This window comes from Brevundimonas sp. (genome assembly GCF_032055285.1).
Taxonomy (GTDB): Bacteria; Pseudomonadota; Alphaproteobacteria; order Caulobacterales; family Caulobacteraceae; genus Brevundimonas.
In genome coordinates this window covers 1-24,505 of sequence record NZ_DAMBRE010000015.1, presented here as the reverse complement: position 1 = coordinate 24,505, position 24,505 = coordinate 1, and the positions used below count along the sequence as shown (strand labels likewise).

Sequence of the window (24,505 nt, the reverse complement as noted above, 5' to 3'; positions counted from 1 at the left end):
TCCTCCCGGCATGAGAGCCTCAGGAGCGGGCGTTCCGAAGGTCTGAGATGGGTCGGAAGCAGACTTCCGTATCCCGTCTCTACGCCAAGGCCATTCGGGCGACACCAAACACTGACTGAAAAGGCGGCCCAAGGCTCCGAGGCCGCCCTCCCCTTCGGCCGGGCGTCAGCGCAGCACCTGCTCCGCGTCGACCAGCACCACGTCGTGCATCTGGTTCAGATAGGCCTCGTAGTAGCCCTTGTGCGAGGCGCCCACGAGGGTCAGCATCTTCACGCCCGGCTTCATCCCCATGACGTCGCGCATATTGGCGACCATGCGCAGGTTCCGCGTCTCATAGGCAGCCAGATACATCCGGCCGAAGCCCTCGGGCGAAGGGTCCTTCTGGGCCGCGCCGAAGTCGCTCTCATAGGCCCGGCGCTGGGCCTCGGGGCTGTTGAAATAGCGATAGAGGGTCAGCAGGCCGTCGGGCTGCGACACCCCGGCGTCGAACGGCGCAAGCGAGGCCGTTAGATGAACTCGATCTCGCCGCCCCGTTAATTCGCGCTCATCATTCCTGTGGACAGTCGCAAACCCTTGATCTGCTAATGCGAATTCCGTCCGCCCACAGATATCCACAGGCTTGCCCACCGGGGCCGGGACGATTCCGCACAGCCGCACCGATTCGGGCGCTTGCCGAATAGAGGTTTCCGCGAGAACGTCAACAGGCCAACGGGACACGGCGGCGCGGAAATCCAAGATCCAGCAATGGGTTAGAGGGTTTCAAGCGAACCGTTCCGGCTCTCTGACCCAGGATCCCAAAGCCTCTTCGGAGGATGCGGAGACACCGAGGCAGGGCCACAGGCTCCCGATCCTTCAGCGCTTCGGCGCAGGGATCACGGAGAACCAGGCCGGGATCGAAGACGACGCGTCCCGACGACGCGCCCGACGCGACCAGGGGCCGCCAGGAGACCAGCCGACGCCGCCGGGTTCGCCCGAAAGCGCCGCAGCGAAATCGGTTCGGACGCTTGCGTCCCTATGCGGATCTTCGCTTCGGAGAAAAGGCCAGGCCCTGACCCGAACGGCCAGGTCCAACCCGGACTTGGCGAGGGGACGCGATCAGGGCTTCGGCCGGGGTCTCGTCCCCTCGCTCAATTCTGGTGTGCACTGCGGCGCCGCCGACCTTTCCAAGTCCGCCGCCGCCGCCTAAACCATCCCTCGATGACCTTCGACCTGCTCTCCCGCCGCAATCTGCTGCTGGGCGCCGCCGGCCTGACCGCCGTCAGCTCCCTGTCCGCCTGTGGTCGCGCCGAGGCCCCGGTCGACGAATCCGGCCGGGTTCGCCTGCGCCTCGCCGCCGGGGGGCCGGTCACCGCCGCCCATGGCGGCTTCTATCAGGCCATCGCCACCGGGGCCTATGAGCGGCGCGGCCTGAACGTCGAGATCCTGACCGGCGCCGCCGGGACCGACGTCCCCGCCCTGCTGGCCGCCAGCGCAGTCGAACTGGCGATCGGCGTCGACAGCTTCGCCCCCATGCGGCTGATCGCCGACCGCGCCCCGGTCAAGGCCGTCGCCGCCTTCCTGCAGAAGGACCCCGCGGTCCTGATGGCCCGGCCCAACCAGCCGCTGGAAACCCTGTCGGCCCTGGGCGACCGCCCCATCCTGATGAGCCCCGCCGACCAGGCCGGCTTCTGGAACTGGCTGCGGACCCGCTTCGAACTGGCGCCCGGTCAGGTCCGTTCCGGCACGCCGGAAGACAACCTCAAGGCCTTCCGCGAGGACCCGAAGTCAGTTCTGGTCGGCCGGTTGACAGCAGGCGATCCCAGCCTGATCGCGCGCGAGGCCGGGTTCGAGCCGCGCGTCCTGATCCCGGCCGACGACGGCTACCCCTCCTATTCCGGCCTGGTCCTGGCCCCCAACGCCTTCGCCCGCGACAACGCCAAGGCCCTGCGTGACTTCATCGCCGCCTCGGTCGAGGGCTGGCGTGACTATGTGCACGGCGACGGGTCAAAGGGCGACGCCCTGATCCGACGCGCCAACCCCGAGCTGAACCAGCGGCTGCTCAACGCCGTGCGCGACAGCCTGAAGACCGAGGCCGTGGTCGACGGCGGCGACGCGGCCCTCTACGGCCTGGGGACCATGACCGCCGAACGCTGGCAGGCCTTCGCCGAACAGTCCGCCGACGCCTTCCCCGCTGCGCCCGACTGGCGCGAGGCCTTCACCACCCAGTATCTGCCGGGCCGAGGCTAAGACGCCGGGCCGAAGCCGGCCCAGAAGCAGGATGAGCGCGCGTTAGCAGCGGATTAAGTCGTGGGCGCCTAGTCTGCAGACTGAACGCCGACCGCAGCAGGAGGCCGTCCGTGCGACGCCCGCCGATCACCGCCATCCTGACCGCCGGGGCCTGCGCCCTGGGCCTGAGCACGCCCGCCGCGGCCCAATCGCCCGCGCCCCAGAGCGCCGCCGCCCCCCAGAATGCTGCGCCCTCAAGCGCCAACGCCGCCGGGCTGCGCTACCTGTCCTGGCCCGGCCGCGCCTATCGGCCCGCACCCGCCGCACCCGCCGCCGCCCCGGCCGTCGGCCCTGTCGTCGCCCCGGTCGCACAGGCCTCGGCCACACCCGGTCGCCCGCCGATCATTCCCCACGGCGGCCTGGCCGCGCCTACGCCGACCGCCGACGCCACGCCGCGTCAGGGCCTGACGCCCGCCAGCGCCTGGATCGGCTCGCAGGCCCCGGCCTATGCGCCGCAGCCGGCGCCGATGGTCGAGCCCGCCCCTCAACCCTATCTCGCCCCCGCGCCTGCCCCCGCCCCCTGGAGTCGCGCCCGCGTCATCGCGTCCGCTCCGGCTCAGGCCCCGATCCACGCCCCGATCCAGGCCCCGGCGCCCGCGCCCATGGCGGCCGCGTCGCCCTCGAGCGGCTATTTCGCCGAGACCGCGGAGGCCGCGCCGCCGCCGTCCGCGCGCCCCGCCATGGCCTCGCCCGCGCGGCGCCCGCTTCCGGTCCCGACGGCGCGCCCGGCTCCGGCTCCGATCCTGGCGACGCCCCCGGCCATGCCCGCCCAGCCGCCCGCACCTGCAGCGACAGCACCGGTGGCGACGCCCGTTCTGGACACGGCTCCGGCTGAGACGCCCGCCCCGGTCGCCGATCCCATGGCCCCGCGCCGCGACGCGCCGATCTTCCGCCTGCAACGCCCAGCGCCCGCGGCGACCGTCGACCCCCAAGCCCAGTCGCAGCCCCAGTCGCAGGCCCCGGTCGCGCCACAGCCCGCGCCCATTGTCGCTGCCTCCGACGACCAGGGCGGCGCCCGCTACTATTCCGTCCATCGCCAGGCCGGCCGTCAGCCCGACGCCACCCCCCTGCCCGCGCCGGTCTATCTGGACGCCCTGCCGGTGGAGCTGACCTCGACGCCCGCCTCGACCGACCTGGCCGAGCCGCCGGCCGCCCCCAACCTGATCCGCAACGCCAACGGCCGCCTCCAGGCCCTGCCCGCCAACGAAGACCCTGTCCTGCCATGAGCGACGGCGCCGCCCTTTCCCCGATCCTCGACGCCTCGTCGCGCCTGCCTGACCTGATCGCCCTGGCGCAGGAGCCGTCCAGCGAGAAGCGCCGCGCCCTGCTGCGCGAACTGACCGACCACTTCTTCGGCGACCCGGAACGCAGCGAGGCCGAAACCGCCCTCTACGGCTCGGTGCTCAGCGACCTGACCGACGCCATGGAATTGGCCGTCCGCGCCGAACTGGCCGAGCGCTTCGCCGCCGCCCCCGACGCCCCGCATCAGTTGATCCGCCGCCTGGCCGAGGACGAGGCCGAAACGGTGGCCCATCCGGTCCTGCGCGCCTCGCCGGTCCTGACCGAGGCCGACCTGATCCACGTCATCCGCTCGCGCGGCCAGGGTCACATGCGCGCCGTCAGCCAGCGCGCCGTCGTGTCCGAAGCCGTGTCCGACGCCATCATCGACCGTGGCGACGACGAGACCCTGGGCGTGCTCCTGGGCAATGACGGCGCCCAGATGTCGCGCGCCGCCTGCGAGGCCGCCGTCGAGCGCGCCCGCGCCAATCCCGCCCTGCACGCCCCGACCGTTGAACGCGCCAGCCTGCCGCCCGACCTGCTCAATGAGATGTATTTCGAGGTCGAGGCCCGCCTGCGTCAGCGCATTCTGGAGCAGAACGCGCGCATGGACCCCGCCCTGCTGGAAAGCGCCCTGGCCGCCGGCCGCACCCGCGTCGCCACCGACGACGGCGCCCTGCCGCCCGACTACGCCGAGAGCCTGGCCTATGTCGAAGAACTGCGCGCCGCCAACCAGCTGACGCCCCTGGTCCTGGCCCGCTTCCTGCGCTCAGGCAGCCGGACCTCCTTCCTGATCGCCCTGTCGCAGCTGGCCGAGATCGACTTCCACACCGCCCGCCAGATCGTCGAGCGGCGCGAGCTGGACGCCCTAGCCGTGGTCTGCAAGGCCGCCGACCTGGATCGCGCCCTGTTCCTGACCTACGCCGTGGTGCTGCTGAACACCGACGGCGACGCCATGGGCAAGGCCCGCGCCTATGCTGGCATGTACAGCGACCTGACCGTCGAGGCCGCCCAGCGCACTCTGCGCTTCTGGCGCATGCGCAAGGCCATGCACGCGGCCTAAGCAGAAGCGCGGACGCCTCTCCCTCCCCTTCATGGCGAGGGTGGTCGCGAAGCGACCGGGTGGGGAGGGCGCGGCGATACGGACGCGGCGCCTGACTTGCCGAAGCGCCCCCACCCGGCTTCGGCCTGACGGCCTCAGCCACCCTCCCCATGAAGGGGAGGGAGAATGTCGCGCCCATCCAAACGCGCTCAAGCAGCCCGAAGGGCGGTAGCGCCCTGATAAAGCAAAAACGCCCGCCCTCCTTTCGGAGGACGGGCGCTGCATCCAACCTGAAAGGTCGGGTCTTACTTCTTGGCGCGGGTGGCGCGGGCGGGCTTGCGACCGCCCTGGCCCAGGCCCATCTGCTTGGCCAGGTCCGAACGGGCCTTGGCGTAGTTCGGGGCGACCATCGGGTAGTCCTTGGGCAGGCCCCACTTGGCCCGGTATTCCTCGGGGCTCATATTGTATTTGGTGCGCAGGTGGCGCTTCAGCGACTTGAACTTGCGGCCGTCTTCCAGGCAGATCAGGAAGTCGGGCGTAATCGACTTGCGTACCGGAACCGCCGGTTCCTTGGGCTCGGGCTCGACTTCCACCGGCGCCGAAGACACGCCGGACAGAGCGGCGTGGATCTGAGCGATCAGGCCCGGCACGGCGTCGGCCGAAACGGTGTTGTTGCTGACATAGGCCGAAACGATGTCCGCGGTCATTTCGAGCAGTTCGGGTTTTTCTTCCATGGGGGATCGCCTGTTTCAGGAGCCAAACGCATTCGACTGATCAGACCCGACCCGTCGGAGGTTGGTTTCATACGTATGTTTGTCGAACTTGGCAATGCAAGCATAGAGCATCGCCTGAAAGGCGAACTCTTCTACTCATCTGAACTGAATTCAGTTCTTTCGTTTCATCGACCGAAGTTATCTGCGAGTGCCAGCATGGCGGCGCGTTCGGGCGCGGAGTAATCGTCGATCAAGTCTTCGTCGCCCTCGCGAATGGCGCGAAGAAGTTCCGGCGTGAGAGCCGAAGACAGCGACCAGTTCCAATAGCGCAGCACCGTCTGGGCGCGATCGACAGCCAGCATTTCATAGGTGATCTGCACCCGCTCCCAGTCGGGATGGATCTCGCCGTCTTCCGTCGTCTCAGGACGGCGCATGGCCCGCCACAGGGCGTGTAGGTCCAGCCGCGACAGGCCCGTGGCCTTGCACAGGATGGCCAGAGGCTCCCCGCCCGCATCGCCCATGATCTTGGCCGCGGTCAGCGGCTTGATCCCCGACAGATAGCCGATCTCGCCGACCAGTTCGCGGGTCATCCCCTGGCCTGCGGCCGCGACGGCGTCTTCCAGGCCGTTGTAGGGGCTCTTGTCGATCGCCGCGCGGTTGCGCTGGCGGCGCTCGATGAACTGCAGGGCCTTGCGCGTCACCGGATCGGACCAGCCCTCGGCGGCCGCAGCGGCGAACAGGTCCTCGACGCTGTCTTGAAGCACTTCGCGCGACACGGCGAAGCGCTGCAGCACGGTGCGGCGCTCCTCGGCCGCGCACCACCAGAACATGACATAGGCGCCCGATGGCCTCAGCTCGGGCCGCTTCAGCAGGGGCGCGCACAGCCCCCGGCTCTCGCGGCTCAGCGCCACCACGCCCTCGACGGCGCTCTGGGCCAGGCGGGCCGAGGCGTTCTTCAACACAGCGGCGATGACGGCGTCTTCGCCAAAGCTCAGCAGGGTCTCGGTCACCACTTCCGACAGGCCGCGCCGCTCGGCGATCAGCAGGCGGTGTTCGATCCCGGCGTCGCGGGCGCAGCCGATCAGATCGACATCGGTCAGCGAAGCGCACTGTTCGATCAGCGGCCCCGCCACCGACGGCTCGTCGCGCAGCAACAGGCGCGCCAGGCTGTCGGGCAGTTCCGCCAGGGGCGCCAATCGCAGCGCCACCCGACGCCTCTCCTCGACCGAGGCCAGGCGCAGCAGTTCGACCAGCAGATCGCCCGTCACCGCGCGCTCGAAGGCGTTGATCCGACTGGCCGGCAGGCAGACGACGTCGGCCAGCCGCCGCAGCAGCGCCTGGCGCGTCTTCGACGGCCCCGCCGGGGCGTCTTCGTCAGAAATGGCGGCCTGAACAGACATGATCACGCTACCCTAGCGCGAGCCGGTTAACCGCGCGTGAGGGCGAAACGGCTCGAGAATCTCCCCCCCGCAGGGGGAGGGAGAGGCTCTAGTTACAGCCCCTCGAACAGGGCCGTGGACAGGTAGCGTTCGGCGAAGTCGGGCAGGACGACGACGATGGTCTTGCCCGCATTCTCGTCCAGGGCCGCCTGGCGGAAGCCCGCGACCAGGGCCGCGCCCGAACTGATGCCGACCGGCACGCCGTCTGTCTTGGCGACCTTGCGGGCCATGTCGAAGGCGTCCTCGTTCGACACCTGCTCGACGCCGTCGATGACGCCGGTGTCGATGACTGGCGGAATGAAGCCGGCGCCTATGCCCTGGATCTTGTGCGGACCGGGCGCGCCGCCCGACAGGACCGGCGAGGCGGTCGGCTCGACGGCGATCATCTTCAGCGAGGGCTTCTTGAGCTTCAACGCATGGCCGACCCCGGTGATGGTGCCGCCGGTGCCGACGCCCGAGACGACGATGTCCACCGCGCCCGCCGTATCGGCCCAGATCTCCTCGGCGGTCGTGACCTCGTGGATGGCCGGGTTGGCGGGGTTCTCGAACTGCGAGGGGGTGACGGCGCCGGGGGTGCGGGCCAGCAGGTCCTGGGCCATGGCGATGGCGCCCTTCATGCCCTGTTCGGCCGGCGTCAGCACCAGCTCGGCGCCCAGAAGCGCCAGCATCTTGCGACGTTCGATCGACATGCTCTCAGGCATGACCAGAACCAGCTTGTAACCCTTGGAGGCAGCGACGAAGGCCAGGGCGATGCCGGTATTGCCCGAGGTCGGCTCGATCAAGGTCGCGCCCGGCTTGATCTTACCGGCCTGCTCCAGCGCCTCGATCATGGCCACGCCGATGCGGTCCTTGACCGAGTTGATCGGGTTGAAGAACTCCAGCTTGGCCAGCACGGTCGCCTTGGGCTGATGCTCCGCCGTCAGGTTGGGCAGCCGCACCAGGGGCGTGTCGCCGATGGTGTCGGCGATGCTGTCATAGACCCGGCCGCGCCCGGCCTTCTTGTGGCGGCTGGCGTCATAGGCGGTGTCGGACATAGGAGTCTCCGTGGCGGATCGTTCTGATTAAGTGACAGCCCTTATACGCCTGAGGCAAGACAGCGCCGCACAGGAATTCTACGGGCGGGTTAAGCTTGGCTATCAAGACCCCTAGACCAGCCCCCGCCGCGCCGGATCGAAGGGCAGGACCTCGCGGATCGAGATCAGGGTCTTGAAGGCCCGCACCCGCGCGTCGTCGTTCAGCACCTGGCGGGTGAAGACCTCATAGGCCTCCATCGTCGGCACGCGGACATAGAGGATGAAGTCGGTTTCGCCGGTCACATACCATGCGGCCTGGACCTCGGGCCGGGCCGTCAGCTTGGCCAGCAGGGCGTCCAGGACCGCCGTCCCCTCGCGCTCCATCTCGACCAGGACATGCATGGTCAGGGCGCGCTCCAGCCGCGCCTCGTCGATCACCGCCACGTCGGCGACGATGACCCCCTCGTCGCGCAGACGGCGCAGGCGGCGCGACACCGCCGATTCCGACAGCCCCACCTGATCGGCCAGCACTCGCGCGGGCTGAAGGTTGTCGCGCCGGACCAGGTCCAGCAGCCGTCGGTCGAAATCGTCGAGCGTGACGGTTTCTTGCATAGGTCATCTTTCTAACGCGGTTTTATTGCATCCTATCAGCAGAAGTCAGCGAGAAACACAGGCCGGTTTTCACTAGGTTGCGCCGCATGTCCTCCCTCGCTCTCGCCATGCGGGCGCCGCGTTTCGCGGCCGTCCTGCCCTACCTCGCCCTGATCGGCGGGATCGTCTCCCTGTCCATGGGAACCTCCTTCGCCAAGTCCCTGTATCCCATGGTCGGCGCGGCAGGCACGGCCTCGCTGCGCGTCGGCCTGTCGGCCCTGATCCTGCTGGCGGTATGGCGGCCGTGGCGCACGCGCCTGACCCGCGCCGACCTCAAGGGGTTGGCCGTCTATGGCCTGGTCATGGGCCTGATGAACCTGTGCTTCTACCTGTCCCTGGCCACCATCCCCCTGGGCGTGGCCCTGGCCATCGAGTTCACCGGCCCCCTGACCATCGCCCTGCTGAACTCGCGCAAGCTGATCCACTTCGTCTGGATCGGCTTCGCGGTTCTGGGCCTGGCCCTGCTGCTGCCGTTCAACGGCGACGTCCAGGCCCTGGACCCGGTCGGCTGCGCCTTCGCGGCGGCGGCGGCGGTCTTCTGGGCGCTCTATATCGTCTTCGGCAAGCGGGTCAGCCACCTGCCCAGCGGCCCGACCGTTGCGGTCGGCATGTCGATGGCGGCCCTGACCGTCGTGCCCTTCGGCGTCGCCACGGCGGGGCTGAAGCTGCTGGACCCGTCCATCCTGGTCCTGGGCCTCATCGTCGCCCTGGTGTCCAGCGCCCTGCCCTACACCCTGGACATGATCGCCCTGAAGGGCATCCCCAAGCGCACCTTCGGCGTCATGCTGAGCGGCGATCCCGCGGTCGGCGCCCTGGCCGGCCTGCTGTTCCTGGGCGAGCACCTCAGCGGCCTGCAATGGCTGGCCATCGGGGCCATCATCACCGCCTCGATCGGCGCGGTCCTGACCTCGCCGGCGGGCGAGGACCAGCCGCTGCAGGACCCGGCCGCCCCGGCCTGACGATCAGACGCCCATGAAGACCCTGATCGCCTGCTTGCGCGCGCCGGTTCTGAACATCGCCGCCGGGGGCCTGTTCGGCCTGATCCTGGCCGTCGTGATGCGGCTGGTGATCCGCCGCATCTTCTGACGGATCAGAAGCCCACAGCCCTCAGCGGCGGGCGGCTGTCCAGCGCCTCATAGGCGGCGGCCGCGCCGGTGCGAAAACGCCCGACCAGTCGCGCCAGCCCCTCCGCCTCGGTCTTGAGGCTGAGCGCCGCCGCCGTGCTCTGCTCGACCATGGCCGCATTCTGCTGGGTGACCTGATCCATCTGGTTCACCGCCGCATTGACCTGGCTGAGGCCCGAGGACTGCTCCTGGGACGAGGCGGCGATCTCGGCGACCAGGGCGTCCATCTCGCCCACCTTGCCGGCGATGGCGCCCAGCGAGGCCCCGGCCTCGCCGACCAGTTTCACGCCCTGCGCCACCTCGGCGGCGGAGGCCGAGATCAGGGTCTTGATCTCCTTGGCCGCTTCGGCCGAACGCTGAGCCAGAGCCCGCACTTCCGAGGCGACCACGGCGAAGCCGCGCCCGCTGTCCCCCGCCCGCGCCGCCTCGACCCCCGCGTTCAGGGCCAGAAGATTGGTCTGGAAGGCGATCTCGTCGATGATGTCGCTGATCTGGTCCGAACTCTTGCGGATGCCCTCCATGGCGGCGACCGCCTCGCGCACCACCTCGCCCGAGCGATCCGCCTGGCCCCGCGCCTCGCCGGCCACGGCGGCGGCCTGACGGGCGCCCTCGGCGCTGCGCTTCACCGTGGCGGTGATTTCGTCCAGGGCGGCGGCGGTCTCCTCCAGAGACGCAGCCTGCTGTTCGGTGCGCCGCGACAGGTCGTCCGAGGCGCTGGAAATCTCATCCGAGCCTCCGCGCAGCCCCGCCACCGATTGCAGCACCTGGGCCAGGGTCTGCCCCAGGCATTCGACGGCGTTGTTGAAGTCGTCCTTCACCCGGCCGTGGGCGCCGCTCATGTCGCGCTCGATGCGGGCCGTCAGATCCCCATCGGATAGACGCGCCAGGCTCTCGGCCAGGGCCTCGACCAGGGCGTTCTGCGCCGCTTCGGCGCTCAAACGCTCAGCCTCGCGGCGGGCGGCCTCCTGCTCGGCCTGGGTAATGTCCACCGCCAGCTTGATGACCTTGGCCGGACGCCCGTCCGGCCCCATCACCGGATTGTAGCTGGCCTGCAGCCAGACCTCGCGCCCGCCCTTGGCCAGACGCCGGAACTTGGTCGCCACGAAGCGCCCGTCGTTCAGGTCGCGCCAGAAGGCGGCGTAGGCCGGGCCTGCCGCCTCCTCCGGGTCCATGAAGGTGCGGTGATGCTGCCCCCGGATTTCATCGAGGCTATAGCCCATCGTCTTCAGAAGATTGTCATTGGCGTCCAGGATACGCCCGTCCAGATCGAACTCGATCAGGGCCTGGGATCGGCCGATCGCAGCCATCTTGCTGTCGAGGTCATGGAGCTTCTGCTCCTCCACGCGATTCTGACGACTCTTGCCGAACATCCAGTCTGCTCCCCAGCGAAAGACTTGATTGATGACGCGTCACTGACCCGAAATGTAAAATTTGAAACCTTAGTTTTTCTGCGGTGCAGCATAAGGGCATTCCCGTAGCCCGACTTCACCGCTCGTTAACCACGATGGCCCATTCGTTAACGGATGCATTTTTGTGGGCTGCGTTCCGAAGGCTCCGCCTTCTCGATCCGACGCAGCCTGAGGGGCCCCGCTTGCGTAATCTCGTCGCCGCCGTCGAAGCGATCGACCCTCTGGTCGTCACCGGCAAGGTGGCGGGCGTCAGCGGCCTGCTGATTGAATCGCGCGGCGGCCTGTCGCGTCTGGCCGTCGGCGCCCGCGCCGAGATCGAACGGCGCGGCCAGGCCCCCCTGCCCGCCGAGGTCGTCGGCTTTCGCGACGCCAAGGCCCTGCTGATGCCCTTCGGCCCGGTCGAGGGCGTGGCCCCCGGCGCCGACATCCGCATCATCGACACCGCCGCCAGCGTGCGCCCGACGACGGCCTGGCTCGGCCGGATCATCGACGCCTTCGGCCAGCCCATCGACGGGCTCGGCCCCCTGCCGCAAGGCCCGGCGCCCTATCCCCTGCGCACCTCGCCGCCGCCGGCCCATTCGCGCGGCCGGGTGGGCGAGCGGCTGGACCTGGGCGTGCGCTCGATGGACGTCTTCACCACCACCTGCCGGGGCCAGCGCCTGGGCATCTTCGCCGGGTCGGGCGTGGGCAAGTCGGTGCTGCTGTCCATGCTGGCCAAGCAGGCCACCTGCGACGTCGTGGTCGTCGGTCTGATCGGCGAGCGGGGCCGTGAGGTCCGCGAGTTCATCGAGGAGACCCTGGGCGAAGAGGGCCTGCGCCGCGCCGTGGTCGTGGTCGCCACCTCGGACGAGCCGGCGCTGAAACGGCGCCAGTCGGCCTATATGACGCTGGCCGTCTCCGAATACTTCCGCGATCAGGGGCTGGAAGTCCTGTGCCTGATGGACAGCGTGACCCGCTTCGCCATGGCCCAGCGCGAGATCGGTCTGGCCGCGGGCGAGCCGCCGACGACCAAGGGTTACACCCCCACCGTCTTCACCGAACTGCCCAAGCTGCTGGAGCGCGCCGGCCCCGGCCCGATCCGGCCGGACGGCACCGAGGCCGGGCCGATCACCGCCCTGTTCACCGTCCTGGTGGACGGCGGCGACCATGACGAGCCGATCGCCGACGCCGTGCGCGGTATCCTGGACGGCCACATCGTCATGGACCGCAAGATCGCCGAACGCGGCCGCTTCCCCGCCATCGACGTGCTGAAGTCGGTTAGCCGGACCCTGCCCGGTTGCCAGACCCCGCCCGAGCGTGAACTGAATCGCCGCGCCCGCCAGTGCCTGTCGGCCTATGCCAACATGGAAGAACTGATCAAGATCGGCGCCTATCGCAGCGGGGCCGACCCCATCGTCGACCGTGCCATCGCCCTGAACCCGGCGCTCGAGGACTTCCTGGGCCAGGACAAGGACGACCACACCAGTCTGGACGAGAGCTTCGTGCGGCTGGAGGCCATCCTCAATCAGGGGATGGCCGCCCCCTAGGGCCTTCGCCGACCATCGTTCCAAAGTATTAACCCCCGCAACCGCATCGTGACGCCATGACCGCCTGGGCCCAATCCCTGATCCGCATCTCCAACTACGAGGTCGAGACGCTGCAGAAGCGTCTGGCCGAGGTCGCGGCCCGCAAGGCCGAGGCCGAGATGCGCGTCGCCGTCCTCGACGCCGAGGTCGAGATCGAGCGTCAGAACGCGCGTCTGGACCCGTCGTCGGGCATGATGCTGCAAGCCTATCTCAAGGGCTGGGCGCTGAAGCGCGCCGACGCCGAAGGCATGGTCGCCGCCGTCTCCGCCGAGGAGGAAGGCGCCCGCGACGCCCTGACCAGCGCCTTCGAGGAGCTGAAGAAGTTCGAGCACGTCGCCGAGACGACCCGGCTGAACAAGCTGCTGGCCGCCGCCAAGCGCGAAACCGCCGCCTTCGACGAAATGGGTCTGAGGCGCCGTGCCGAGGGCTGACGCCCGATGATCAATCGCCGCGCCGTCCTGGCGACGCCGCTCGCCCTGGCCGCCTGCGGCTCGGCCGAACCCCCGGCGCCGCCGCCGACCATCGCCTCGTTGAAGGCGACCGCCCCCTTCCCCGTCGGCCTCAGCGCCATGACGGGTCAGTTCGACGACCCGCAATGGGTCGATCTGGTCCGCACCCACTTCAATCAGCTGACCCCCGAGTGGGAGATGAAGATGGAGCGGATCATGACGGCGGTCGGCGGCTATGACTTCAGCGCCGCCGACCGCATCGCCGCCTTCGCGCGCGACCACGGCCTACGGCTCTATGGCACCACCCTGATCTGGTACGCCCAGGATCACCCGCATTTTCACGACCTGGATCAGACCCGGTTCGAGGCCGACTACGACCGCTGGATCGCCACCGTCGCCGGACGCTATCGCGGACAGGCCGTCGGCTGGGACGTGGTCAACGAGCCGGTGGCCGAGAACGGCGACGGCCTGCGCGACTGTCTGTGGAGCCAGCGCCTGGGTCAGGACGGCTACATGATCCGCGCCTTCGAGCAGGCGAAGCTGGCCGCGCCCGACGCCGTCCTGTTCATCAACGACTACAATCTCGAGAACAATCCGAGGAAGGGCGCCACCTTCCTGCGCACCGTCGAGCGCCTGCTGAAGGCCGGCGCGCCGATCGGCGGCCTCGGCACCCAATCGCACCTCGACATCGAGATCCCCGCCGGTCAGATCACCGGATTCATGCGCGAGCTGGCCGCCTTCGGCCTGCCGATCCATGTGTCCGAGCTGGACGCCTCCCTGCGCGCCGACCGCCGCCTCGACACCCGGTCGCGCGATGAGAAGCTGGCCCAGCAGAAGGCCCGCGTGGTCGAACTGGCCGAGGCCTTCATGACCCTGCCCCCGGCCCAGCGCTTCGCCTTCACCGCCTGGGGCCTGCGCGACACCGACAGCTGGCTGCGACGCCCGCCCGAGGACGACGGGCGCGACCAGCCCCTGCTGTTCGACGCCCTGGGCCGACCCAAGCCGCTGGCGGCGGCGGTCGAGGCGGCGTTCAAAACCTGACGCTGACTCTTTCCTCCCCATTCCATGGGGAGGTGGATCGGACGCGCAGCGGACGAGACGGAGGGGGCGGCGACGCCGTCGTCCATGGTGCTTAGAACGTCAGTCGTCGCGCCGCCCCCTCCACCGCTTCGCGGTCCCCCTCCCCATGGAATGGGGAGGAAAGACGCGTCCGCGGCTGATTTACCGGAACGCAAGCCTCGCCGTGATCTAACAGCGTCATGAAACTGATCCACGCCCTTCAGGACAACTCTGATCCGAACTCGCTGGTGTCGCGTTTTCGTCGCGCCCGCGCCAGGCGAGTCACCGCCCTGATCGAGGCCATCCACGCCGAGAAGGGCGCGGTGCGGATCATCGATCTGGGCGGCGAGCCGGAATACTGGAACCTGTTCCCGCGCGACTTCCTCGACGCCAACAAGGTCCATATCACCCTGGTCAATCCCGGCGGCTTCGAGGCGGTGGACGAGACCCTGTTCGACAATGTCGACGGCGACGCCTGCTCCCTGCCCCAGTATGCCGACAACAGCTTCGACCTGGTCCACTCCAACTCGGTCGTGGAGCACGTCGGCGACTGGGTGCGGATGGAGGCCTTCGCCGCCGAGGCGCGCCGGCTGGCTCCGCGCTACTACGTCCAGACCCCCTATTTCTGGTTCCCGATCGAGCCCCACTTCTCGGCGCCCTTCTTCCACTGGCGCAGTGAACAGAGCCGGGCGCGCGCCCTGATGCGCAAGGGCCACGGCTTCTCGCAGAAAGCTGCCGACGTCGGCGCCGCCATGCGCGACGTCCAGCACGCCCGCCTCCTGGACAAGACCCAGTTCCGCTTCCTGCTGCCCGACGCCGAACACCACGACGAGGTGGTGCTGGGCCTGACCAAGTCGCTGATCGCGGTCCGGGGCTAGCCTCCTTCACGCGCTCAAGCAGGCCGACGGCCGTTAGCGCACCAAGAAAGCAAAACGCCCGCCGGTTTCCCGGCGGGCGTTTCAAACATCCAACCTGAGTGGAGGCTCAGGCCGTCAATCAGGCGGCGACGTTGATCGCGCCTTCCGACGGGTCGCGCAGGACGTAGCCCCGGCCCCAGACGGTTTCGATGTAGTGCTTGCCGCCGGCGGCCGTCGCCAGCTTCTTGCGCAGCTTGCAGATGAAGACGTCGATGATCTTCAGCTCGGGCTCGTCCATGCCGCCATAGAGGTGGTTCAGGAACATTTCCTTGGTCAGGGTCGTGCCCTTGCGGAGCGAGAGCAGCTCCAGCATCTGGTATTCCTTGCCGGTCAGGTGCACGCGGTGACCATCGACCTCGACCGTCTTGGCGTCCAGGTTCACGGCGATCTCGCCGGTGTGGATGATGGCTTGGGCGTGACCCTTGGAGCGACGGACTACGGCGTGGGTGCGCGCGATCAGCTCGTCCTTGTGGAAGGGCTTGGTCAGGTAGTCGTCGGCGCCGCCGCCGAAGGTCTTGACCTTGGTTTCAATCTCGTGGCTGCCCGAGAGGATCATGACCGGCGTATTGATCTTGCCGACGCGCAGCTGACGCAGAACCTCAAGGCCGCTCATGTCGGGCAGGTTCAGGTCCAGCAGGATGAGGTCGTAGTCATAGATCTTGCCCAGATCGATGCCTTCTTCACCCAGGTCGGTCGTATAGACGTTGAAGCCTTCCGACTTGAGCATCAGTTCGATGCTCTGGGCCGTGGCGTGATCGTCTTCAATCAGCAGGACGCGCATTCATGCCCCTCCAGGCAAAGCTTTGGTTCGGCCGCCAAGGGAGCGACAGCCGGGTAACCTTGTTCCAACGTTAACGGGTCAAAACCTTAAGAAGGGTTAACGGGTCCCGATATGGAACGCCTAAGGTGATTTGCGAATCGGCGTCCAGAGTCCCGAGTCAAGGATTCGTTAATTTATTAACCATGCCGCGCGCCTTGCCCCCTTGACGCGCGCATCATCCCCCGTCGCGCATCCATTGCTCCACAGCCGATCCCGCGCGGGACAAGGCGAAGCGACCGATTCTGACGTCGATTAGGACAAGATTCCTAACCCACCCCTCGGCGCACCTCACGATGGGGACGACAAAAAAGTTCGGGAGCAACTGACGACATGGAATCCTATCGGGCCGAGCCCTATCGCGTGCCGGTGACGGAGGGCGACCGCATCCGCGCGGACGCGGCCCTGCATCTGGCGGCCTACGCCTTCGGGGTTCCGGCCAGCGAGATGCTGCGGCGCGAACGGACCCGCCCGCGCGCCTGTCGCGCCCGCTGGTCGGCCATGTATCTGGCCCATGTCTCCTATGGCTGGCCGCTGGAACGGGTCGGCCACGCCTTCGGCCTGAACCGGGCCACCGCCTCGACCGCCTGCCGCTGGGCCGAGGACGCGCGCGACGACGACCGCTACGACGCGGTGATGGACGGGCTGGAGTCGGGTCTGCGGGCCGTCTCGGAACTGCCCGCCGTCGACTTGGCCCTCGCCCTGGGGGTCGCCCGATGAGCCTGCCCCAGAAGCGTATGCTGGAACGCGCCCGGTCCCTGCTGGACCGCCCCGGTGCCTGGCTGGATCAGTCGGGCGGGGCCTATCCCCTTCGCCTCGGCGGCGACCGGCGCGGGCGGGTGGTGCTGACCCTGGACGAGGCCGCGTTTCGCGCCCTGGTCGAACGGCCGGGCCTGAGGCGGCGCGACGGCGGCGGCTGGCTGCCGCGCCCGACGCCCGCCCGCAACACCTCGCTGTCGCCGAGCCCGCAGCCGGGCCGTCCCGGCCTGATCGAGGGCGAGCGCCCGGTCATGGAGGCCGACGGTCGCCTGACCACCCGCCGCGCCAATCTGGGCGAAAGCCCCGTCGCCTGGCTGGCCCGGCGCAAGGACGCCTCGGGCCGCCCCTGGCTGACCCCCGCCGAGGTCGCCGCCGGGGAACGCCTGCGGGCGGACGGCGAGATCGCCCTGTCCGGCCCGTCGCTGACCATGCGCTGGGACGCTCTGCCCCGCTCGGGCGGCGGCAGTTCCGCCCGCGTCGAACCCGGCGACCGCGCCCTGTCGGCCTCGGCCCGCGTCGAGGCGGCGCTGGCCGCCTGCGGCCCGCGCCTGCGCGCCCTGGTCGAGCGCGTCTGCATCCACGGCACCTCGCTGCAACTGGCGGAACAGGACCTGTCCCTGCGCCGTCGCCAGGGCAAGACGGTGCTGAAACAAGGGCTGCAGGCGCTAGCGGAGCACTACGGCATCGGGTGAGGACGCCGCCTCGTTCCGAGAAACAGACGCCTTGAACGTCCGCCATGGGTGGGAAGCAGTCATCGATGGGGCTGACCATCCAACCGCCTGTCTGAACGGCGTTGCATCGGCGACAAAGTCCGATAGTAAGCTTAGCCTTACGATCCGTCTCCTGCCGTTATGCGCTCCTAACGGCCCAGCGGTCTGCACCACCCAAAACCAGACTGGTCTTGTAAAATGGCTCTCATCACACGGGTAGGTCGGCTACATCGCCGCATCCGTCTTTCTCTGACGCTTGGCCTCGCCATCGGAATGGGAGCCATAGCCGGCGCCGCCGCCGCACAGCACGCCTATGTCGCAAACTACGGCTCCAACTCCGTCTCGGTGATCGACACCGCGACACGCGCCGTCGTCGGCGCACCCATCGCCGTGGGAGTGAGCCCCTACAGCGTCGCGGTCTCGCCCGACGGCGCCTACGCCTATGTCGCGAACATCAGCTCCAACTCCGTCTCGGTGATCGACACCGCGACACGCGCCGTCGTCGGCGCACCCATCGCCGTGGGAATGGGTCCCGCCAGCGTCGCGGTCTCGCCCGACGGCGCCTACGCCTATGTCGTGAACAACGCCTCCGCCTCCGTCTCGGTGATCGACACCGCGACACGCGCCGTCGTCGGCGCCCCAATCGCCGTGGGATCAGAACCCCGCTCCGTCACGGTCTCGCCCGACGGCGCCTACGCCTATGTCGTGAACACTGTCTCGGACTCCATCTCGGTGATCGACACCGCGACACGCGCCGTCGTCGGCGCCCCAATCGCCGTGGAATTGTTCCCCCACAGCGTCGCGGTCTCGCCCGACGGCGCCTACGCCTATGTCGCGAACAACGGCTCCGACTCCGTCTCGGTGATCGAAACCGCGACACGCGCTGTCGTCGGCGCCCCAATCGCCGTGGGGTCATTCCCCGTCAGCGCCGCGGTCTCGCCCGACGGCGCTTACGTCTATGTCGCGAACAGCGGCTCCGACTCCGTCTCGGTGATCGACACCGCGACACGCGCCGTCGTCGGCGCCCCAATCACCGTGGGAGGGAACCCCGTCAGCGTCGCGGTCTCGCCCGGCGGCGCTTACGTCTATGTCGCGAACAGAGACTCCAACTCCGTCTCAGTGATCGACACCGCGACACGCGCAGTCGTCGGCGCCTCAATCGCCGTGGGATCAATGCCCCACAGCGTCGCTTTTGCGCCAGCGCCGCCCCCCGCGCCGGCGACGGTCCCGACCCTTTCGGAATGGGCCATGATCCTGCTCGCCCTCATGCTCGCAGGCGGGGCCATGGCCGTCATCCAGCAGCGCCGCAGCGCAACCTGAAGAAACGGAGCCGTTAGGGGGCTGGGAGACCAGCCCTCTGACAGCCGCCAAAGCAGCCGACGCGCCCAAGGTCTGCGACGGGTCGAAGGCCGACCTCAGTTCAGACGCTCTCTCGACGCCTCAGGGATGCGCCTCATAGGGCTGATGGCGCGTCAGCGCAAAGCGCGGGCCCAGGCGTTCAGCCTCTCCGAGACGCCCCCCTGTGGATGCTTTATCGGCGGCAAATCGCCTGACACCGGGAGCATCGTTCGATTTCATCCGCAAAAACCATCGTTATCCACACATGCTAGCAATTGTTAAGGACTCGCGCTCCGACGCTATGGCTCCGTGATTCGCATGGAACCCCTGGGGGAAGCTGATCGCGCTTTGGACATCCTGTGGCGAGGCCTTTACGGCCAGCCGCTTCCGCTTCGTGGCGCGTCAAAGCTGGCCCTCAGGATCATCATCGAGAACGAGAGACCCCAATGGATGCGAGATCCCGTCGACGCCGTTCCGCCTGGACCCTCTCAGGGTTCGAGGCCCTGCTCCTGATGCTGGCCGTCGCCGCCCTCGTCGGGGCCTTCCTGTCGATCCAGTAGCCAGACCCCACGGCAATTGCCGGCGGCGCGGGCGCCTTGGACAGCCCCTCCGTCAGGCGGCGGCAGCCTCCCTGATCCGTCCGACCATGCTGTTCAGGCCGTTGGCGCGCTGGCGCGTCAGGGCCGAGGGCAGGCCCAGGCGGTCCAGGGCCGCGCGGGCGTCAAAGGCCAGGATCTCGGCGGGCGTGCGGCCGGAATAGAGCTTCAGCAGCAGGGCGATATTGCCCTTGGACAGGGCGCTGTCGCTGTCGGCGTCAAAGAACAGCCGCCCGTCGCCGCGCCGGCTCGACAGCCAGACCTGGGCGGCGCAACCCGGGACCTTGTTGGCCTCGACCCGCGCGTCTTCCGGCAAAGGCGCCAAGCCCTTGCCCAGGTCGATGACGTATTCGATCCGCCCCTCCCAGTCGCCCAGCAGGTCGAACTCCTCGACCAGTTCGGCCAGGGTTTCGTCCAGGGTTTGGGTCGGAACAGCGTCGGTCATGCTCATGCGGGCGACATAGGCCCCGGCGGCGCTGACGACAACCGCCGCATTCATCCCCGGATCAACCTTCAGGACGCCCCTTTCCCAGTCGCCCAAAAGGCGAGCGGCCTAGGGCGCAACGCCGTCAGGGCCTAGACTGCTCCGCTTGAATCACCAAGGCAAAGCCCCGGATTGAACCCCAAGCCCGCCTCAGCCCTGTCGACTGAAACCCTGCCCGAGGACGCGGCAGGCGGCCCGGCGCTGGCCGCCTGGCACGCCGGCTGGGCGACGGCGGTCGGGCTGACGGCCCTGGGCGACGCCTGGCTGGGCCAGGGGTCGCAGGCGCTGGACGTGCCTGCCGCCCTGACCATGGCCGCGCCGGGCCTGCTGGGCCTGATCCTGCTGGGCCGCGACGGCGCCGGGGTGCGCGCCGCCCTGCTGACGGCCTGGTCGCTCGCGGCGATAGCGGCTTCGGGCCTGACCGGCGGCCTGACCGGGCCGCTGGGCGGCTTTGTCTTCATGCCCCTGGCCGCCGCCATCGCCCTGGGGTCCAGGCGGCTGGCGCCCTTCGGCGCCCTGGGGGCAGCCCTGGCGGCGCTGGCGGGACTGACCGCCGCCGCGCTCAACGGCGCGCCCGAGGCCTCGCCCGGCATGGCGGCGACCTCTGGTCTTCTGACCGCCGGGGCGGCGGCCCTCGCCTTGCGCCTCAGCGCCGCCCGCCAGACGCGTCGCCTGGCCGCCGCCGGCGCCGAGGCGGCCCAGGTCGAGACCGTCCTGGCCGGCCAGCCCGGCCTGACCCTGGTCCTGGACGCCTCCGGCGCCGCCCTGGCCGCCTATGGCGCGGCGCCCGCCGCCCTGCCGGTCGACCCCCTGTTCGAGGACGGCCTGATCGCCGCCGTCCACGCGCCGGACCGGCCCGCCGTCCAGGCCGCCCTGGCCAAGGCCCGCACGGGCGTCGAGGCCCAGGTGCGCTTCGCCCCGCGCCTGGCCCTGGATCGGCGCATCCTGTTGGTCCTGCGCCGCCTGGGCGTGGATGACCCGCCGCGCCTGATCGCCCTGGCTCTGGACGCCACCTTGCAGCACGCCCGCGAAGAAGGCCTGGAAGCCGCCCGCGCCGAGGCCGAGGCCCAGAACGCCGGCAAGTCGCGCTTCCTGGCCAATATGAGCCACGAACTGCGCACCCCGTTGAACGCCGTGCTCGGCTTCTCCGACATCATGCGCCAGCGCCTGTTCGGTCCGGTGCCCGACCGCTACGCCGACTACGCCCAATCGATCCACGAGGCGGGCGGCCACCTGCTGGACCTGATCAACGACGTGCTGGACGTCAGCCGCATCGAAGCCGCCCGCTACGACCTCAGCCTCGAACGCTTCGACATGCGCGAGGTGGTCTCGGCGGCCCTCGCCCTGGTCCGCGTTCAGGCCGACGACAAGGGCGTGGATCTGGCCGCCGTCCTGCCGCCCGAGCCCCTGACCGTCGCCGCCGACCGCCGCGCGCTGAAGCAGATCACGTTGAACCTGCTGTCCAACGCCGTGAAGTTCACGCCGACCGGCGGGTCCGTCACCGTCCGCGCCGAAGCTCTGGGCGCCGATCTGGAACTGACCGTCGCCGACACCGGCGTCGGCGTCGCGCCCGAGGACCTGGCCCGCCTGGGCCGTCCCTTCGAACAGGCCGGCGGCGCGGCTCAGCGCGCCCAGGGGACGGGCCTGGGCCTGTCGCTGGTGCGGTCCCTGGCCGAACTGCACCACGGCTCCATGAGCATCGACAGCACCCTGGGCGAAGGCACGGCCGTCACCGTCCGCCTGCCGGTCGTGGTCGCGCGCGCCCCCATCGAGGGCGAGGCCGAGGTCATCCGCCTGAACCGCAGCGCCTGATTGCAAGGAGCGGTTGCAGCCTGGCCCAGCCGCCGTTATCCGAACGGATCAATTCAGCGTGGGGGCGAATATGATCAGGTATCTTTGGGCGACGATGGTCGCGCTGGCCGTCGTCGCCTTTGCGCCCTCGGCGACGGCGGCGTGCTTCTTTATGAGCGGCAACACCTATGAGTGTTCAGGAAACTCTTCCGGCACCACCGTCGTGGGGACAGCGTTTTCCGACACCTTCGTCATCAAGAACGCCACGACAGGCAACATCCAGCTGATTTCCGGCGGCGGCGTCGATGTCCTGGACTTTTCGGACTTCGCGGGCCCCGTGACAGTGGACGTGACGGCGGCCGGCTTCACGGCCGTCGCGCCTGGACTAACGATTGTGTTCGACGGCTTTGGGACGGGACCGGGCGTCGTCATCCGGGGCGGCTCGGGCGCCGACATCCTCATCGGCGGGGCCGGAGACGATGTTCTGGTCGGCGGGCCCGGCGCCGATGCTCTGAACGGAAACGGCGGCGCCGACCGGCGCGGAGACACCGTCCCGGCCGACTGCGTCGGCGACACGCTGAACAGCATCGAAAGCGATAGCTGCGCCGTCGCGCCCGCGGCCGTCCCCATCCTGTCGGAATGGGCGATGATCCTGCTGGGCGTGGCCTTGGCGGGGGCGGCGGCCTTGACGATCCAGCGGCGCCGCACGGCCTAGCGCCGACTGAAGTATCGCGGTTGCGCGATTGCGGACCGTCGCCATAAGGTTGGCCCATGATCTTCTCGATTGTCCATTTCGTTCTAGGCCTGGCCCTGATCCTGCGGCCGCAATGGTTCGCCGGACTATCGGAGGGCCGTCGTCGGCGTCGGCTGGCGGCGCTGGCGGCCGGCGCCCCGGAACAGTTTTTCGAGGAGAAGCGGTCGCTGGAGACCTATCCGGCGCGCGGTGGCGGCCTGGCCCTGTGGCGGGTGCTGGGCGCGGTGATGATGGTCTGCGCCCTTCTGCTGGGCGCGCGCGAGGCCAGGGCCGAGGCGAGCCTGAGCGAATGCGTCTGGTCGCGCCTGCCCGCCGCCGATCAGGCGCAAATCCTGACCGCCTATGGCCGAGGCATGAACTCGGGGATGAACGCCCTCAACCACCGCGACCTGAAGGTGATGGCGGCGGCGCCGGCCTGCGCCGGACGCGACGACCTGCCGATCCTGTGGGTGCGGGCCGCCGTCGCCGCCCATGTCATCCAGACGGGGGCTTCGGCCTCTGTCCTGTCGGAAATGGGCCTGGATCGCGCGCGATTGGACGCGGCCTGGGACGCGGCGCCGCTCGAGGCGCGCAACTGCACCCTGGCCAACGCCGCCAAGGTGTTCGGCATCGACGGCCCGACCTGCGCGGACCGCCGCGCGCCGCGCGCCTTCGCCGAGAGCCTGGGCCTGACCCAGTCGGTCCGCGCCGACCGCAAGGCGGCGGAACAGACCCTGATCTACATGAACGCCAAGGCCCAGGAGCAGATCGCCCTGACCCTGATCGCCCGCATGCCGGCCGCCCGTTCCTAAATCCGCCGCGCCGCCGTGTCGCACGGCAACGCCTTGCCAAACATCAGAGATCATCGATACGTTAAGGTGATATCTCTTTGAATGGTTGTAAGTTTTCATGCCCACGATCAACGGAACCCCCGGCAATGACACCCTGACCGGCACCGATGGCGTCGATGTCATCGACGGCATGGACGGGGATGACATCATCAATGTGGGCTTTGGCGCCGACACCCTGATCGGCGGCAACGGCGACGACCGGTTCGTCCTGACGGGCGTGGGCTTCACCTCTCCCACTCCGCCGATCGGCAGCATCGACGGCGGCTCGGGAATCGACACGATCGACGCGACGGCGATCTCTTATTCCCGGATCAATTTTTCGACCTATAACGATCAGGTCTGGCGATACACCGCCGGCAACCAGTCCTATGTCATGACCGACATTGAAGTCGTTCGCCTGGGATCAGGCCGAGAGACGCTGACGATGAGCGCCGTCTCCAGCCACCACATAGATTTTTACATGGGCGGCGGTATTGACGACGTTCTCATGTATGCAGGCGTTTCCGTCTTTACCGAAGATGGCGACGATACTGTCCTTGTATCGGGCGTGTATAATAGCGAACCCGTTTTTGGCCACGTCGATGGCGGCGCTGGCACAGACACGCTCACGCTCAACATCTCACAGGTCCTCGACCTGGCGGCAGGAACCATAGCGGCAGGCCAAGCCTACTTCACCGTCGTCAATTTCGAGAACGTCAGGGCCTTCGTTTCCAACGGCTATGACACCACCGTCCGCGCGGACGACAGCGCCAATATAATCACCGCCGTCAACCAGTTCGGCGTTGCGGGGCGGGCCTATTTCGACGGCCGGGGCGGCGATGACGTTCTGGTGGGCGCCGGCGGCGACGACACCCTGCTGGGCGGCGACGGCGACGACAGCCTGACGGGGGGGCTGGGCAATGATCTGGTTGACGGCGGCGCCGGGATCGACCGCTTCATCATGACCAATGCCGGCGCGGTCGATCTTCGCCTGACCACGGCTCAGGACACCGGCTCCGGCCTCGACACCCTGATCAGCATTGAGAATGTTCAAGGCTCCAGCGGCGACGATGTCATCGTGGGGTCTCACATCGCCAATGCCCTCCTGGGCGGCGACGGCCATGACCGCCTGGAGGGCGGCGGCGGCGACGACAGCCTGACCGGCGGCGCCGGCGACGATCTTCTGGACGGCGGCACGGGCACGGATACAGCCGTTTTCGCCCAGAACCGCAGCGCCTACACGATCAGCTATGATCGCGGCGGGGTCGTGGTCAACGGCGAGGGCCGGGATGTCCTGTCCAACATCGAACAACTGCAGTTCGCTGACGGCCTCTATGACGTGGTCAACGGGGTCGTGGCCGACACGGCCCGCCAGACGCTGACGGGCACGACAGGCGGCGACCGGCTGCAAGGCGGCGGTTCCAACGACACTATCAGCGGCCTTGGCGGGAACGACGTGCTGAACGGAGGCGGGGGCTCGGACGTGCTGCATGGCGGCGCGGGCCTGGACGCGGCCGTCTACG

General features: G+C 68.8%; 22 protein-coding genes and 1 pseudogene. 15 read left to right on the top strand and 8 right to left on the bottom strand.

Features of this window, described 5'->3' with window-relative positions; all coding sequences use genetic code 11:
- Nucleotides 1-165 precede the first annotated feature (165 nt).
- Nucleotides 166-477, bottom strand: a complete 312-nt coding sequence (locus RTY13_RS17520) for a DUF5694 domain-containing protein (RefSeq protein WP_312785415.1) — start codon at nt 475-477, stop codon at nt 166-168.
- 720 nt (nt 478-1,197) lie between these two features.
- On the opposite strand from RTY13_RS17520, the gene RTY13_RS17515 reads away from it, so the two are divergent.
- The 3 genes from RTY13_RS17515 to RTY13_RS17505 all read left to right on the top strand — a co-directional run bounded on the left by RTY13_RS17515 (nt 1,198) and on the right by RTY13_RS17505 (nt 4,606).
- A complete protein-coding gene (locus tag RTY13_RS17515; RefSeq protein WP_312785414.1) occupies nt 1,198-2,226 on the top strand; it encodes an ABC transporter substrate-binding protein in 1,029 nt (342 codons plus the stop codon).
- Nucleotides 2,227-2,336: 110 nt separating this feature from the next.
- Nucleotides 2,337-3,491, top strand: coding sequence for a hypothetical protein (locus RTY13_RS17510; protein ID WP_312785413.1), 1,155 nt, complete (start codon nt 2,337-2,339; stop codon nt 3,489-3,491).
- Nucleotides 3,488-4,606: a DUF2336 domain-containing protein gene (locus RTY13_RS17505; RefSeq protein WP_312785412.1), complete on the top strand. Its 1,119-nt coding sequence runs from the start codon at nt 3,488-3,490 to the stop codon at nt 4,604-4,606. The genes RTY13_RS17510 and RTY13_RS17505 overlap by 4 nt, the downstream gene beginning before the upstream one ends.
- Before the next feature lie 284 nt (nt 4,607-4,890).
- Here RTY13_RS17505 and RTY13_RS17500 read toward each other — a convergent pair whose 3' ends face one another.
- The 4 genes from RTY13_RS17500 to RTY13_RS17485 all read right to left on the bottom strand — a co-directional run bounded on the left by RTY13_RS17500 (nt 4,891) and on the right by RTY13_RS17485 (nt 8,362).
- Entirely contained in the window at nt 4,891-5,319 is a 429-nt protein-coding gene (locus RTY13_RS17500; protein WP_207825841.1) for a MucR family transcriptional regulator, read from the bottom strand.
- 164 nt (nt 5,320-5,483) lie between these two features.
- A complete protein-coding gene (locus RTY13_RS17495; RefSeq protein ID WP_312785411.1) occupies nt 5,484-6,698 on the bottom strand; it encodes a DUF2336 domain-containing protein in 1,215 nt (404 codons plus the stop codon).
- Between the two features lie 92 nt (nt 6,699-6,790).
- Entirely contained in the window at nt 6,791-7,771 is a 981-nt protein-coding gene (gene cysK, locus RTY13_RS17490) for a cysteine synthase A (RefSeq protein WP_312785410.1), read from the bottom strand.
- A 111-nt stretch (nt 7,772-7,882) separates the two neighbouring features.
- Nucleotides 7,883-8,362: an Lrp/AsnC family transcriptional regulator gene (locus RTY13_RS17485; RefSeq protein ID WP_312785409.1), complete on the bottom strand. Its 480-nt coding sequence runs from the start codon at nt 8,360-8,362 to the stop codon at nt 7,883-7,885.
- Between the two features lie 86 nt (nt 8,363-8,448).
- Here RTY13_RS17485 and RTY13_RS17480 point away from each other — a divergent pair, with 86 nt between their 5' ends.
- A complete protein-coding gene (locus tag RTY13_RS17480; RefSeq protein ID WP_312785408.1) occupies nt 8,449-9,360 on the top strand; it encodes a DMT family transporter in 912 nt (303 codons plus the stop codon).
- Between the two features lie 131 nt (nt 9,361-9,491).
- Here RTY13_RS17480 and RTY13_RS17475 read toward each other — a convergent pair whose 3' ends face one another.
- Nucleotides 9,492-10,895 (bottom strand): methyl-accepting chemotaxis protein, encoded by a 1,404-nt coding sequence (locus RTY13_RS17475; protein WP_312785407.1) that lies wholly within the window; start codon nt 10,893-10,895, stop codon nt 9,492-9,494.
- Between the two features lie 221 nt (nt 10,896-11,116).
- On the opposite strand from RTY13_RS17475, the gene fliI reads away from it, so the two are divergent.
- The 4 genes from fliI (at nt 11,117) to RTY13_RS17455 (ending at nt 14,885) form a co-directional block, all read left to right on the top strand.
- Nucleotides 11,117-12,460: a flagellar protein export ATPase FliI gene (gene fliI, locus RTY13_RS17470; RefSeq protein WP_312785406.1), complete on the top strand. Its 1,344-nt coding sequence runs from the start codon at nt 11,117-11,119 to the stop codon at nt 12,458-12,460.
- 56 nt (nt 12,461-12,516) lie between these two features.
- Nucleotides 12,517-12,930, top strand: coding sequence for a flagellar export protein FliJ (locus RTY13_RS17465; protein WP_312785405.1), 414 nt, complete (start codon nt 12,517-12,519; stop codon nt 12,928-12,930).
- 6 nt (nt 12,931-12,936) lie between these two features.
- Nucleotides 12,937-13,989 carry an endo-1,4-beta-xylanase gene (locus RTY13_RS17460; RefSeq protein WP_312785404.1) on the top strand — a complete coding sequence of 351 codons (1,053 nt, stop codon included), beginning with the start codon at nt 12,937-12,939 and terminating at the stop codon, nt 13,987-13,989.
- A gap of 218 nt (nt 13,990-14,207) precedes the next feature.
- Nucleotides 14,208-14,885, top strand: a complete 678-nt coding sequence (locus RTY13_RS17455) for a methyltransferase domain-containing protein (protein WP_312785403.1) — start codon at nt 14,208-14,210, stop codon at nt 14,883-14,885.
- Nucleotides 14,886-15,003: 118 nt separating this feature from the next.
- On the opposite strand, the gene ctrA is transcribed toward RTY13_RS17455, so the two are convergent.
- Nucleotides 15,004-15,705 (bottom strand): response regulator transcription factor CtrA, encoded by a 702-nt coding sequence (ctrA, locus tag RTY13_RS17450; protein ID WP_207825828.1) that lies wholly within the window; start codon nt 15,703-15,705, stop codon nt 15,004-15,006.
- Nucleotides 15,706-16,074: 369 nt separating this feature from the next.
- Between ctrA and RTY13_RS17445 the strand changes: the two genes are divergently transcribed.
- The 3 genes from RTY13_RS17445 (at nt 16,075) to RTY13_RS17435 (ending at nt 18,530) form a co-directional block, all read left to right on the top strand.
- Entirely contained in the window at nt 16,075-16,461 is a 387-nt protein-coding gene (locus RTY13_RS17445; RefSeq protein WP_312785402.1) for a chromosomal replication initiator DnaA, read from the top strand.
- Complete coding sequence (locus tag RTY13_RS17440) at nt 16,458-17,192, top strand: DUF6456 domain-containing protein (RefSeq protein WP_312785401.1); 735 nt, start codon at nt 16,458-16,460, stop codon at nt 17,190-17,192. The genes RTY13_RS17445 and RTY13_RS17440 overlap by 4 nt, the downstream gene beginning before the upstream one ends.
- Nucleotides 17,193-17,483: 291 nt before the next feature.
- Entirely contained in the window at nt 17,484-18,530 is a 1,047-nt protein-coding gene (locus RTY13_RS17435) for an IPTL-CTERM sorting domain-containing protein (protein WP_312785400.1), read from the top strand.
- Nucleotides 18,531-19,160: 630 nt separating this feature from the next.
- On the opposite strand, the gene RTY13_RS17430 is transcribed toward RTY13_RS17435, so the two are convergent.
- Nucleotides 19,161-19,589 (bottom strand): SufE family protein, encoded by a 429-nt coding sequence (locus RTY13_RS17430; RefSeq protein ID WP_312785416.1) that lies wholly within the window; start codon nt 19,587-19,589, stop codon nt 19,161-19,163.
- Between the two features lie 171 nt (nt 19,590-19,760).
- On the opposite strand from RTY13_RS17430, the gene RTY13_RS17425 reads away from it, so the two are divergent.
- The 4 genes and pseudogenes from RTY13_RS17425 to RTY13_RS17410 form a co-directional block, all read left to right on the top strand.
- On the top strand, nt 19,761-21,440 hold the full coding sequence (locus RTY13_RS17425) for a HAMP domain-containing sensor histidine kinase (RefSeq protein ID WP_312785399.1): 1,680 nt from the start codon (nt 19,761-19,763) through the stop codon (nt 21,438-21,440).
- A 70-nt stretch (nt 21,441-21,510) separates the two neighbouring features.
- Nucleotides 21,511-22,134: an IPTL-CTERM sorting domain-containing protein gene (locus tag RTY13_RS17420; protein ID WP_312785398.1), complete on the top strand. Its 624-nt coding sequence runs from the start codon at nt 21,511-21,513 to the stop codon at nt 22,132-22,134.
- A 56-nt stretch (nt 22,135-22,190) separates the two neighbouring features.
- Nucleotides 22,191-22,964 (top strand): hypothetical protein, encoded by a 774-nt coding sequence (locus RTY13_RS17415; protein WP_312785397.1) that lies wholly within the window; start codon nt 22,191-22,193, stop codon nt 22,962-22,964.
- Between the two features lie 97 nt (nt 22,965-23,061).
- Nucleotides 23,062-24,505, top strand: a pseudogene (locus RTY13_RS17410) (hypothetical protein); the annotation flags it as partial.